At 65.7% G+C, this 12024-nt stretch carries 9 protein-coding genes; 6 read left to right on the top strand and 3 right to left on the bottom strand.

Features of this window, described 5'->3' with window-relative positions; translation table 11 throughout:
* Positions 1 to 19: 19 nt before the first annotated feature.
* Positions 20 to 694 (bottom strand): TetR/AcrR family transcriptional regulator, encoded by a 675-nt coding sequence (locus ACFT2C_RS06395; RefSeq protein WP_377206185.1) that lies wholly within the window; start codon positions 692 to 694, stop codon positions 20 to 22.
* Between ACFT2C_RS06395 and ACFT2C_RS06390 the strand changes: the two genes are divergently transcribed.
* The 5 genes from ACFT2C_RS06390 to ACFT2C_RS06370 all read left to right on the top strand — a co-directional run bounded on the left by ACFT2C_RS06390 (position 693) and on the right by ACFT2C_RS06370 (position 5295).
* The gene (locus ACFT2C_RS06390; RefSeq protein ID WP_377206184.1) at positions 693 to 1310 is read left to right on the top strand and encodes a hypothetical protein; all 618 of its coding nucleotides are present in this window, start codon (positions 693 to 695) and stop codon (positions 1308 to 1310) included. The genes ACFT2C_RS06395 and ACFT2C_RS06390 overlap by 2 nt on opposite strands.
* Before the next feature lie 75 nt (positions 1311 to 1385).
* Positions 1386 to 1589 carry a hypothetical protein gene (locus tag ACFT2C_RS06385; RefSeq protein WP_377206183.1) on the top strand — a complete coding sequence of 68 codons (204 nt, stop codon included), beginning with the start codon at positions 1386 to 1388 and terminating at the stop codon, positions 1587 to 1589.
* Between the two features lie 172 nt (positions 1590 to 1761).
* Positions 1762 to 2004: a helix-turn-helix domain-containing protein gene (locus ACFT2C_RS06380; RefSeq protein ID WP_377206182.1), complete on the top strand. Its 243-nt coding sequence runs from the start codon at positions 1762 to 1764 to the stop codon at positions 2002 to 2004.
* Positions 2005 to 2056: 52 nt separating this feature from the next.
* Positions 2057 to 3373: a tyrosine-type recombinase/integrase gene (locus ACFT2C_RS06375; protein WP_377206181.1), complete on the top strand. Its 1317-nt coding sequence runs from the start codon at positions 2057 to 2059 to the stop codon at positions 3371 to 3373.
* 350 nt (positions 3374 to 3723) lie between these two features.
* Positions 3724 to 5295, top strand: a complete 1572-nt coding sequence (locus ACFT2C_RS06370) for a hypothetical protein (RefSeq protein WP_377206180.1) — start codon at positions 3724 to 3726, stop codon at positions 5293 to 5295.
* 124 nt (positions 5296 to 5419) lie between these two features.
* Here the strand turns inward: ACFT2C_RS06370 and ACFT2C_RS06365 are convergent, their stop codons facing one another.
* On the bottom strand, positions 5420 to 5860 hold the full coding sequence (locus ACFT2C_RS06365; RefSeq protein WP_377206179.1) for a single-stranded DNA-binding protein: 441 nt from the start codon (positions 5858 to 5860) through the stop codon (positions 5420 to 5422).
* 297 nt (positions 5861 to 6157) lie between these two features.
* Here ACFT2C_RS06365 and ACFT2C_RS06360 point away from each other — a divergent pair, with 297 nt between their 5' ends.
* Positions 6158 to 8200 carry an SIR2 family protein gene (locus ACFT2C_RS06360; RefSeq protein WP_377206178.1) on the top strand — a complete coding sequence of 681 codons (2043 nt, stop codon included), beginning with the start codon at positions 6158 to 6160 and terminating at the stop codon, positions 8198 to 8200.
* Positions 8201 to 8258: 58 nt separating this feature from the next.
* Here ACFT2C_RS06360 and ACFT2C_RS06355 read toward each other — a convergent pair whose 3' ends face one another.
* Positions 8259 to 12017 carry a DNA polymerase III subunit alpha gene (locus ACFT2C_RS06355; protein ID WP_377206177.1) on the bottom strand — a complete coding sequence of 1253 codons (3759 nt, stop codon included), beginning with the start codon at positions 12015 to 12017 and terminating at the stop codon, positions 8259 to 8261.
* Positions 12018 to 12024 lie beyond the last annotated feature (7 nt).

The following is a 12024-nucleotide window of genomic DNA, read 5'->3' as shown; positions in this document are numbered from 1 at the left end:
GCCCCGTTCGCCCACTGCATCAGGCGATCGATGCATCCGATCGATCGAGGAGGATGTCCGCTGCGCGGAAGAGCACCTGCGATCTCGATCGTCCGTCGTGATCGGCGGCGAGGAAGTGCTCGCCGATAGCCAAGCAGAACGCGAGAAGGCTTCGGGCCTCGATCTCGTCAGGGTCGGTGCAGAAGGCGCCGATCATCTCGCGAAGCAGCGCCATCCGCCGGTTGTCCACTCGTCGTAGGCGTTCGGCGACGCCCTCATCGTGGCGGGCCCAGTCGCGGACGGCCAGGTCGATCGGCAGCAGCCGGTCGTTCGAGAAGGTGAGCATGCCCGCTCGTCGGATCTTGGCCTTCGGGTCACCGCCCTCGTGCTCGATGAGGTCGAGCACCTCGTCGGTGCTCTCGCGTTCCCACGTGTCGAGCATCGCCTCGAGCAGCGCGTCCCGGTCGGCGAAGTACCCGTAGAAGCCGCCCTTGGTGACTCCGAGGCTCTTGGCCAGCGCTTCGACTCGCACCGCATCCGTGCCGCCTCCGGCGAGCGCGCGCAAGCCCGCTTCGACCCAGGCATCACGCGGCGTGCGAAGTGCCCCCATGACTGCCACCTCCTCATTCCACGAGTTATACGCAATCGTACAACCTCTGGTACGGTCCGCTGTTATACACCTACGTATAACCACGATGGGAATGTGCCGGAACATGAAGCTGCCCGAGAGCGTCCGCAAGCGGCAGGGCGCACCGGCATCCCCGGTGACCGGCGTCGTCGGGATGTCGGCGATTCCTGAGCTCGACCGTTCTGCGAGCTCGTTGCCCGACGAGGACTACGCCGACGCGTTCTCGCTCGCGACCGGCGTGGTCGCATCCCCTGAGCAATGGGCCAGGGCGATGTTCGGCGACATCCCGAGTCCAGCTCAGCGATTCATCTGGCGGGGCCTGCTCGGCATCCGCCTCAGGCGCGGTCGATCACCGCACACCGTCGCCGGTTGGCGGATCGCCGCGCGGAGCGAGCAGTGGATCCGGCTCGAGGCTCGGTCCTGGTTCCTCAGTGCGAATCTCGTGGTGAGAACATCCGATGGTCGGGTGTCGGTGGCCACTCTCGTGCGTTACGAACAGGGAGTGGGTCGCATCGTGTGGCCCCCGCTCTCCGCCGTACACCGCCTGCTGATACCTGGTGTGCTTCGGTCCGCCGTCGAGATTCGCGCTCGCGATCGGCCGCGACCGGACGCTACGCCCAGACCGGAGCCGCGGCCACCGAGTTCGCGTGCTGCGGCGAGAACGCCGGCGGACTCGCAGGACGAGCTTCTCACCGGGGATTGAGCGCGGGCGCCCGGATCTGCCTGATCCGCGCGCCGCGACCTGCGAGGACGGCGCCGTACGGCATACGATCCGCACGTGCCTGGTTCCACGAACGACGCGCTCGACTGGCGCACCGACCACCTGCTCGGCGCGCCGTTCCAGGAGGCCGCGCTCGGGCCCGCGACGCTGGTCCGGTACCCGTACCCGGACGGCGCTCGCGCGGCGAAGGCCGCCGTCATCCACGTGCACGGGTACAACGACTACTTCTTCTCGCGGAACGGGAGCCTCTCGGCTCGATAAGTGCGGCCTGACCTGGACGCGAGCGCCTGGGACCGCGCGCGCCGGCAGAGGCGCTACGAGGCCAGATGCGGAATTCCATGCGGAATCCGACTTCGTGTTCATCCATGTACATCTGTACGCCGCGGCAGTACGTCGGCATGCTCTCCGCGACATAGCCGCACATCCACCGGGCATGACGAAGAACACTGGCCCTGCTACCGAACCTGTCCACGATCTCGAATCCCTCCGGCGCTCCGGCCGGCTCACAATCACGGTCGACGAAGCCTGCACCCTTCTCGGGGTGGACCGCCGGACCCTCTACAAGGCGATGGCTGCGGGCGAGATCCCCGAGGTACGAGTTCAAGCCCGGCGCCTCATCCCACGGCTGAAGTTCCTGCGGCTGTTCGAGGACGTCAACAACGAGGTCGCGGCATGACCTGGAATTGCTCGACGAGTGTCCGCACCTGCTGCCAGGAGCCTGACCGGGCGTGCGGACCGTGACGCGGCCCAAGCAGCGTAACGGCGACGGGTCCAAGCCACGCCCCTACAGCCTCAAGAATGGCGAGGTCAGGTGGCGCATCTCGTGGACCGAGCCATCGCGGCCCGACGATCCGCTACCGAGGAAGTCGAAGCAGCCGACGAAGGGTGGCTTCGAAACCGAGACGGAGGCCCGCGAAGAGCTGCGGCGCATTCTTTCTGAGCTTGACCAGGGAATCGTCCAGCCACGGAACCGCGGTGTGACGTTTCGCGACCTCGCCAAGGCGTGGCTGCGCGCCACACGCGTCGCTGAGATCTCGATCTCCGCCTACGAACGCGACCTGCGGCTCCACGTCCTGCCCTTCATCGGGGACAAGCCCATCAGCAAGATCACTCCCCCGATGGTTGCCGAGCTCTATCAAACCCTTGAGGTCGGAGGCGGTCTAGTCGTCAAGGGCAAGCCCAAGAGGAAGCTCGGGCTAGCGTCACTGCTGCGTGTCCACATCTGCGTAGCCGCAGTCCTGCAGACCGCCGTGGAAGACGGCAAGCTGCGGCAAAACCCGGCCAAGCATCCAAGCGTCAAGCCTCCGACCGACAAACAGGTCAAGGGCGCCCGCAAGGAGCAAGTCACGTGGTCCGCCGTGGAGGTCAAGGATTTCCTCGACTGGTCCCACGACAGCAACGACCCCCGCCGGGCGATGTGGCAGTTCTTCGCACGTACCGGTTTACGCCCCGCTGAAGTCGCTGCACTTCGCTGGAGCGATCTCATGTTCGCTGGTCCGAACCCCTACATCACAGTCCAGCGAACTCGTTCGCGCGTCTACCGGGAGAACCAGGATCCCAAGACTGTCGAGCGAGGTACCAAGTCAGGAAAGGTACGCACCGTCTCCGTCGACCAGCAGGTGATAGCTGTTGCCCGCGCCCACCGGAAATCCCAGGCAAGGCATTTCGGGTTCGAAGCCATCAAGCGCGACGCACCGGTCTTCACCAAGGTGGATGGCACCGCACTGCTGGGCAAGAACATCACGTACTACTTCGACCAGGCACAGGGTGCCTACACAAGAGCCACCGGAATTGTGCTGCCACACATGGGGCCACACGGAATGCGCCACACGCACGCTACTTTGCTGCTTGCCGACGGAACGAACCCCAAGGCGATCCAGGAGCGCCTCGGTCACTCGTCCATCAGCACGACGATCGACATCTATACGCACGTCCCGTTCGGGACGCACCAGTGGGTCGCATCCGCGTTCGACTCCATCCTCGAGAACGCGGAGCGACCGGCCGCCGAAGACGGCGAGACTGGTGAGGCGGCCTTCGACTGGTGAAATCGCAACGCGCCCGACAGGCTCGACGCGACCGCAATCGAGCGAGGAATCACTCGACGAGACGCTCCATGTCGGCCGAGCCAGGCAACCGGTCGCCCCGGATGTGCTCGCTCCTCAGAGCCGACGATCTGTGCGAGTGACTCCGGCGCGAACTGCAGAGCCAGGACAGGCTGGCGTCCGAACTCGGCGTCCTCCAGCTGGGGTCACCGCAGCGCGGCGTAGCGCATCCATGGGACCGATTGGGGCTCGCTTGGGGACCGACCCGACTCGGCGGCATGCTGATTGCTGGTGTGGCCCAATGGTCGGCGCGCCATGACGGCTATCGACCTGTTCCTGGAAGGATCGCTGGCATGGTTCAGACTCTGTCCGCTGAAGACGCACGCCACCTCAGCCGGGTGCGAAAGATGCTCGAGGAGGCGGCCGCCTACGCCACTCACGCATCGAGTCTGCAACGCACCACCGCCGTCGTGCTCTTGGACGGAGCGGTCGAGCGCGTTACGTACCTTGTCGCCGCGGCGGTCGGCGTCCCGCTCGGCGGAGCCAGGACACCGGATCTGCGCGGTCTCGTGGATGACGTCAAGAAGCGCCTTCCCGACGCGAAGCTCGAGAGCATCGCCAAGATCCGAGAACTGCATTCGGTGCGGAACGCCGCACAACACGAAGGCGTCTCCCCGGACCGCGACGAGGTCCAAAACTGGACTCGGGCAGTGCAGTCCTATGTCCGTAGCTTGGTCGACGCCCAGTACGGCGTAGCCATCGAGCATGTCGCGTTGACAGACGCAATCCAGGATGACGGCTTCCGATCTCTCCTCGAGGACGCCGAACGCGATCTTGAGGCCGGCCGGTTCGACCAGTGCGTCCAGGCCTGCAATAAGGCGGTTGAGGGAGCATCGCGCAGCTGGAAGACGCTCCATGGGATCACGCACGCATCAAGCCCTATGCCGTCCCGCTCGGCCGACGTCGTACGCCAGCGTGTGGATGCGATGCAGGCACACCTCGACCTGTTGACATTCAGCCCAGATCCCGCCGAAGCGCAGTGGTTCACGAGCGTCGCGCAGGTACCGGGCCACCTTCTCGACGCCGACGAGGCCGAACGCGCACTCGCGTTCGCGACCGACTGGGTGGTCGGATTCGAGGACTCGGCGAGTACCTGGAGACCCGATCGTCTCAAGCAGCACAACTTGGCGCAGCGCCTCGTTCGCAAGGACGGTGGGACTGCGTACGTGCGCGAGGTCATCGAGGTGACGGCGGGCGCCGGCGGGACGCTCCACGCCTTCGTCCGAATCGGGAACGTGCCCGATACCGCCCACTTCAAGCAGTGGTCCCTCGACGTCGCCGCGGCCGGGCATGACTTGTGGGACAGGCTCGCTGGCGTATTTCCAGACGGCAGAATGCTCGCGATGATGGATCTCGACGAAAGTCTCGAAGACCTCAGCACTCGGCTGCAGGAGGCACTTGACCTAGCGGAAGCACGCATGGAGGAACGCTTCTTGACGTCGGCAGCAGAGGCCAGGGCGAAGTCGGAACGGGCTGCGGAATACAACGGGCAAGTCGCGCGCTTGGTCGAGCTCCCGCCCTTGATCCGCGCTGCGGTCCTTGACGTCGACTACGAGCCGGAGGCGGTAAGGCTTGAACTGGCTCCTCCCGCGCGTGAAGCGCTCTTCCACGGTCAGACAGTCGCTGAAGTCACGGCTGACGTGCTGGAGGATGATCCTGACGTCGGACAATGCATTGTCGACGAAGCGTTGCTCTACATCGTGCCGCCCGTTGAACCTACGACGCTCGGAGCGATCATTGCGCGGAATCACAAGGCACTTGAGTCGACACGTCTGCAGGCCGAGGCCGAGCGGGACACCGTGAGGATCGCGCTGGCCCGGGCCGCCCGCGAAATGGTCTCGTTCAATGCCAACCGCTCGACGTGATTGCCGACGGGGCCACGGCACCCGTCATGTGGCTGTCTAGCGCACGAGAACGGCAGCCCGCCCCGATGATTGGGCGGACCGCCGCGTAAGGCCCGGCTGGGGGCCAGGACTGGACGTCGTCGAGTTAGAACTCGTCGTCGTCCTCCATCGGGGTGCCGGGCGCGGTCGCCCCAGCGGCGCGCCCCTTACTCGTCTTGTCGCCCTTGGCCATGCGGGTCACCGCGGCCTGGGCGTAGCGCAGGGAGGGGCCGATCTCGTGGATCTCCACCTCGATGACGGTGTGCTTATCGCCGTCCTTCTCGTAGGAACGCTGCACGAGCGCGCCCTGCACGATCACGCGGTCGCCCTTGTGCAGCGAGGCGACGACGTTCTCCGCCGCCTCCCGCCACAGGCTGCCGCGCAGGAACAGCGTCGCGCCGTCCTTCCACTCCCCCGCGTCACGGTCGAACGTGCGCGGTGTGGAGGCGACGCTGAGGTTGGCCACGGGCGTCCCGCTCGCGGTGTACCTCAGATCCGGGTCACCGGTCAGATTCCCGATGACGGTGATGACAGTCTCGCCGGCCATCAGCAGTCCCTTCATTCGTCCCGCTCAGCTGCGGGCCCCACGACGTGGCACCGGGTGGCGCCTCTGCAAGGACTGATGTGCGGCAATGCGCGGAACGACCTGAGGCGTCAACACGTCATCAACTGCGATACGACGTCCTGCTCGCTGGACGACTCCGGGCAAAGGATCCCTGTCGCGACGAGAGGCACATGCGACGGACTCAGACGGCGTCCACCGCGACCGAGCATCCTCACGCTGGCACACGCCCTTCAGTGCAGTTCTATGGATCCTGACCACGGCGCGAAGTACGGTCAGCGCGTGACCACTGATGCCACTTCCCCATCAATCGCCGACCATCCCGCGCGTACCCAGAACGAGCGTGGTAGCTCGTACGATCCGGTCCTAACGCTCGCCAGCACGATGGATGCAACCCCTGACGCCTATGCAGTGTTGCTCGGCGCGGGTATCTCGGTATCCGCGGGGGTGCTCTCTGCCTGGGGTGTGCAGGAACACCTGATCGAACGGCTCGCAAACCTTGACGGGGCAGATCTCAATGGCCAGAGCCCTCACTCGTGGTACCAGTCCCGCTTCGGACAGGAGGCAACCTACGAGTCGCTCCTCGAGGAACAAGGGACAACGCAGCACGCGCGGCAGGCACTCCTGCGCGAGATCTTCGAGCCGCAGACCGTTGACTCGGATGTTCCAGCTCCGTTGCCGAGCGCAGCGCACCGTGCTCTCGCGCGGCTCGCGGCATCAGGGCACGTACGGGTCTTCTTGACGCTGAACTTCGACCACCTCATGGAGACGGCGCTGCGCGACGAAGGGATCTCGCCCTACATCGTGCACTCACCGACTGAACTCGCGGCGTTGGGCCCCCTGCACACGATCCCGGCTGTGGTTGTACATCTGCACGGGGACTACCTCACCCCGACGGCGATGAAGAACACGGCCAGCGAACTCGCGGACTATGAGCCCGAGCTGCAAAGCTTCCTGGCCCGAGTCCTCAGTGACTATGCGCTTCTCGTTGTTGGGTGGTCGGCCGAGTACGACGTAGCCTTGCGGACGTTGATCGACAAGCATTTGCTGCTGCAGTACACGTCGTATTGGATCAATCGTGGCGAGCTGGAACCGGCGGCGGCCGACTTCGCCCGCCGCAACAGGATCGTGCACGTTACAGGGACAGCCGACGAGAAGGTCGGACGCCTGGCAGATGCGGTGGCGGCGATCAGCGACCGACAGGCGCGGCACCCGCTCAGCCTCGCCGAGGCCGTCGTAGCCACCAAACGCGACCTCGCTGGGCTCCCAGTGGCGGTCAACACGCACGATCGACTCCGCCGGGCACTGTCCGAGCTCCGTGAGCATGAGCACCTCAACCAGGCTCCCCACGACCTGGAGAAGGCGCACACCTACGGGCAGGTCTTCGACCGGCTCACTGAAGCCACGCTAATCCCGGCCGGCCTCGTGGCGGCGGCGGCATACTGGGGGAACGAGACGACAGACGCCTGGTGGTTCGACGATCTGCGCCGTTTCACGTCCGACAACATTGACTCTGCGGGGACGAGCTTCGTTCAGTTGCCACGCCTGTGTGGCACGTTGCTGTACCAGGCAGCTCTGGTTGGTTCTGTGGCGACGGGCCGCTTCGAGCTTGCGCAACGGTTACTTCACGGGAGCGCGGAGCTCAACTATGGTCGCTCTACGCTGCTGCCCGAAAGACTGCTCGCCGCTAGCAACTTCGTATTCCCGTCCCCGCCTTCGGCGCGCGCGTTCGAGACGCTTCAACCGATCTTCGTCGAACACCTCGCTCTGGGTCAGCGCGCATACCAAGACGCCTGGGAACTCGCCGACATCCTAGGGATGGTCGAGTTTCTGACTGCGCACCCGTCATGGCACAACCACGTAACCGAGTTGGGCAGCGCCCAAGCGGTGCTCGACACCGCGCAAGGAACCATGGCTGCTGTTGGGGCGGGAACGGCCCCAGCGGTACATCCCACCGAGGCGCGAGCAGACCTTGCCGCGGCGTCGCAAGACCGAGATCGCAAGGTTGGGAGGGTCGCGGATCTGCTCGACAGCTTCACGCCTCATGTACGCGGCACGATGATCGACTTTGAACGAGCCCAGGCCCCGACCGCTGAAAGGCTCCTTGTCGAGCTCCAGCGGGAAGGTGCGACGCACCCCCTTCTCCGCGCAGGATTGGCAACGGGCAAGCCGATTGAACTCCAAGCTGCGCTGGCTGCTGTCTCGGTCTCCGTCGGCCGCGCCTTCCGAAAGCGTCACAACTCGGAGATGACGAGTAGTCAACGGCGAGCGACCGAGCCGCTAGCAAGATCTACGTGGATCGACACCGGCGCCCCATCCACGTAGGGACCGTTTCACGTCAGGCACCGCACGAAGCGATTTCACGCCATCGTGGTGGGCTACATCAACCGCGCCCGACGACACCCCAGGCGCCCTCCGCCGGCAAGTTCGCTCGGACGTCGGCATCGGTAGGCACCAAGGTCCGTTCGCCGACAACCACAACGGCGATCCCGGTGGTCCTTGATGTCACGGCGGCAGAACCTTCTGTCGTGTAGAGACACGGTGGCGGATAGCCGACCTCGTCGAACAGATCGAGCACGTCGTCGGAGTGCACAATTGTGCCAATACCGATCCGATGCACGACGATTTGGTTACTCATCTCGGGGCTCGCCTTCGCTTCACTGCCGTCCTGGTCGCGCTCCAGGGGGAGCTCCAGGAGCTCGCTCATCACTTCGTCGTTCTCCGGCCATGCCAGCAGCTCACCGTCCGGCAGTGCGACTGGCACCGGCTTCTCGATGTCCAGCGCCGCCATGCTGTGGATGGTCAGGTCCCGCCGGATGATCTGCTCGACAGTCATCTCGCCGTCGTCACTGATCGATTCGACCTCGACGCGCTGGGCCCTGACCCTGCCTCGCACAAGCACCACGGACCCCACGACGGGCGTCTCATCGAGTCGGCTCAGGTCGTCGTCCCACATCACTCCGCTGAGTGATCCGTCGGCGCACTCCAAGGTCAGGTTGGCCATCTGACCTTTCGAGTACCCCCGCTGAGCCCACGCCGTGAGGATTCCGACCATGGTGCACCGACTGCCGTCGGCGACGTCCGCCACCGAGTTCGTGATCGCTTCGCCGGTCCGCAACGCACTGCGCGCTGCGGCTCCGATCTTGGCCCTCAGCGTGATGAGTGGGCTTGTCCCCGTCGTCAGCCCCAGCCGGGCACGCTCGCGGGCCCCGCGCTCAAGCACGCCCCATTCGACCTCGGGTGTAACCAGGTCCGGCCAGTCTCGGACCGCCCGCGTGATCATCAGGTGGCCGAGCCTCGGACCGAACGAATCGAAGGCACCGACTTCGACCAATGCCTCGACGAGATTGATCCGGAGGGTCGATCCGCTCACCGAGACCCTGGCGAACAGCTCGGCCATCGAGGCGAATGGCCCGCCACGTTCTCGCTCGGCGATGATCGCCGCCGCGTCCGCGCCGACGCCCTTGACCTCACTGAGCCCAAGAAGGACTGCTCGGTCGTCGGGGACGGTCGTCAAAGCCGACCGGTTGACGTCAGGCGCCCGGACCTCGATGCCCTCACGTTGTAGGTCAGTCAGAATCGCCAGTCGCTTCTTCTCGGCGTCGGTCGTGGCCAGAACGGCCGCCGCGAACTCGACCGGCCATGAAGCCTTCAGGTACGCGGTCTGGTAGGTCAGTAGACCGTAGGTCGCCGCGTGGGACTTGTTGAACAAGTACGACGCGGAGGACTCGAACAACGCCCAAAGCCGCTCGAGTGTCGTGGCGGTGAACTGCACACCCGAGATGCCATGACCTGCAATGGCGCCATCGAACATGGCCTGTCGGACCTGGGCCAGGCTTTGAGCGTCCTTCTTCGAGAACGCCTTGCGCAGCAAGTTGCGCATGCCGGCGTCGAGTCCGCCCACCACCGACGCCAGGAGCATGACCTGTTCCTGGTAGATAGGCAGCCCGTACGTCTCGGCCAGCACGGATGCGATGGCCTCCATCTCGGCGGGATCTTGGGTGAGGTAGTCGTACGAGATCGCTTCGCGATTGTTCTTGCGGGCGGCGTACATCTCATGTGCTCCGACGCCCATCGGGCCTGGCCGGTAGAGCGCGACCAGGGCCGTCAGGTCGGCCAGGCTTGATGGCGCGATCGCCTGGGCCAGTCGTGTGATCCCGTCAGACTCCAGCTGGAATACCGCAGCCGTGCGCCCGTCAGCGACCAACTCCCACGCCGCACGATCTCTCGCGGACCCGTCGCCCGGTGTCAGGCCGTCAGGATCGATGTGCAACCCCGTGCTCGTCTCGATGAACCGGAGCGTCACCGAGATGACATCGAGGGTCCGGAGGCCCAGCACGTCGAGCTTCAGCAGTCCGTAGTCCTCGACGTCCTTGCCGTCCCACGACGTTATGCGCAGAGCGTCCGGGCCGGCGCCCTTCGATCGGTCGCGCCGCAGAGGGACGACTTGGTCCATCGGCTCGTCAGCGATCAGCGTGCCGCAGGCGTGGATCCCTTCGAGCTTCGTCACTCCCTCGAAGTCGCGTGCCAGCGCGACCAGGCGGGCGCCGTCGCCGCCCGCCGCTTTAACCGCATTGCGGAAGGCCGCACCGGCAGGGACCGACGTATCGTCCAGAACGGCGAACGTGGCCGGATGCGCGTCGATGATGGGGACCAGCGGTGTGAGGCGACTCCCGAGCGATGTGAGCCCGAGGACGCGAGCTGCATCCTTGATCGCGGCGCGAGTGGCGGCCATCCCGTAAGTGCCCAGTCGTGCGACGTGGTCGCGCCCGTAGCGCGCCTGGAGGTAGGCCAGGATCTCGTCGCGGCGGGCCTGCTCGAAGTCGCTGTCGATGTCTGGCATGCCAGTTCGCGTCGGATCGAGGAATCGCTCGAACAGCAGCCCGTGGGCAATCGGGTCCAGGTTCACGATCCCCAAGCAGTAGGAGATCACCGATCCAGCGGCGCTACCGCGCCCAGGCCCAACCCGGATCGGCTCCTTGCCGCCGGGGGCACCGTCGGGATGGTCCGCGGTCGGCATGCCGCGGTCCGAACGCGCCCAGGTGACCAGGTCCCACGTGATGAGGAAGTAGTCGGACAGGCCCATCGACTCGACCACCGCGAACTCAGCCTTCAGCCGTGCGTTGACCTCGCGCGGAAGACGTCCCCGCCGGCCAGGATCCTCCCCGTATCGTTCACGGGCGCCCTGCCGGACAAGATCACGCAACATCGCGGATGACGTCGGCGCAACGCCGTCGTCCCTCCAGTCCGGATGCTCGGGCAGTGGGAACGTTGGCAAGCGCAGCGCCGGATCGGGCAGGACGTCGTCGTCCACGAGCTGCGCGACGCGCAGCGTGTTGCCGCAGGCTTCCTGCCACCAGTCCTCAACGTTCAGCGCTCGCATCTCAGACTCGGTGCGTAGGTGATGCCCGTGTCCGTGGAAACGGAACCGGTCGACGTCGGACACCTTCGCACGGGTGCCGACGGCGAGCCACGCGTCATGAGCTTCGGCCTGGTCGGGACGCGGGTAGTGGGCGTCGTTCGTCGCGACCAACAGCAGGCCGTACTCGCTGGCCAGGGCTCGCAGGCCTGGCAGGACCGCGGCCTGCTCGGGGATGCCGTGGTCCATGACCTCCACGAAGACGCGGTCATAGCCGACCGCTTCGCAGAGTTGTTCGAGGGCTGCGTGGGCGCCAGCGTCGTCGCCCCGAGCGAGCGCTCCGGCGACGGGGCCGCCGAGACAGCCCGTCAGCACGACCAGCCCGTCTGCGTGCTCGGTCAGGAGCTCGTAGTCGATGCGCGGCTTGTACCAGTAGGAGTCCTGCGCCTTGTTCGACAGGGCGACGAGGTTGTGCCAGCCAGGACGCGTTGCGGCCAGGACAGTCAGGTGCTCATAGCGCTTGGACTTCGCGGCCTCAGTCCGCGCGACATCGATGCTGTTGTGCTCGTGCCGGGAGCCGATCGCGAGGTAGAACTCCTGACCAGGGATCGCCTTGATCCCCGCCGCACCAGCACGCTGGCCGAGCTTCCAGATACCGCCCAGCGTCCCGTGGTCGGTGAGGGCGATGGCCGGGTTCCCGTCCTTGGCGGCGGCTTGAACCAGGTCGGGAACTCGGACCAGCGAGTCGATCGGCGAGAACTCCGAGTGGACATGCAGATGCACGAACCCG

This window comes from Promicromonospora sp. NPDC057138 (assembly GCF_042670845.1).
Lineage (GTDB): Bacteria > Actinomycetota > Actinomycetes > Actinomycetales > Cellulomonadaceae > Promicromonospora.
Note: the sequence above shows the minus strand (reverse complement) of the source record. Positions and strands in the feature narration are given on the sequence as shown.

Coding starts and splice junctions, on each gene's coding strand:
- ACFT2C_RS06395 (WP_377206185.1), bottom strand. CDS start 694: ATGTTCCGGCACATTCCCATCGTGGTTATACGTAGGTGTATAACAGCG.
- ACFT2C_RS06370 (WP_377206180.1), top strand. CDS start 3,724: ATGGTTCAGACTCTGTCCGCTGAAGACGCACGCCACCTCAGCCGGGTG.
- ACFT2C_RS06390 (WP_377206184.1), top strand. CDS start 693: ATGAAGCTGCCCGAGAGCGTCCGCAAGCGGCAGGGCGCACCGGCATCC.
- ACFT2C_RS06365 (WP_377206179.1), bottom strand. CDS start 5,860: ATGGCCGGCGAGACTGTCATCACCGTCATCGGGAATCTGACCGGTGAC.
- ACFT2C_RS06380 (WP_377206182.1), top strand. CDS start 1,762: ATGACGAAGAACACTGGCCCTGCTACCGAACCTGTCCACGATCTCGAA.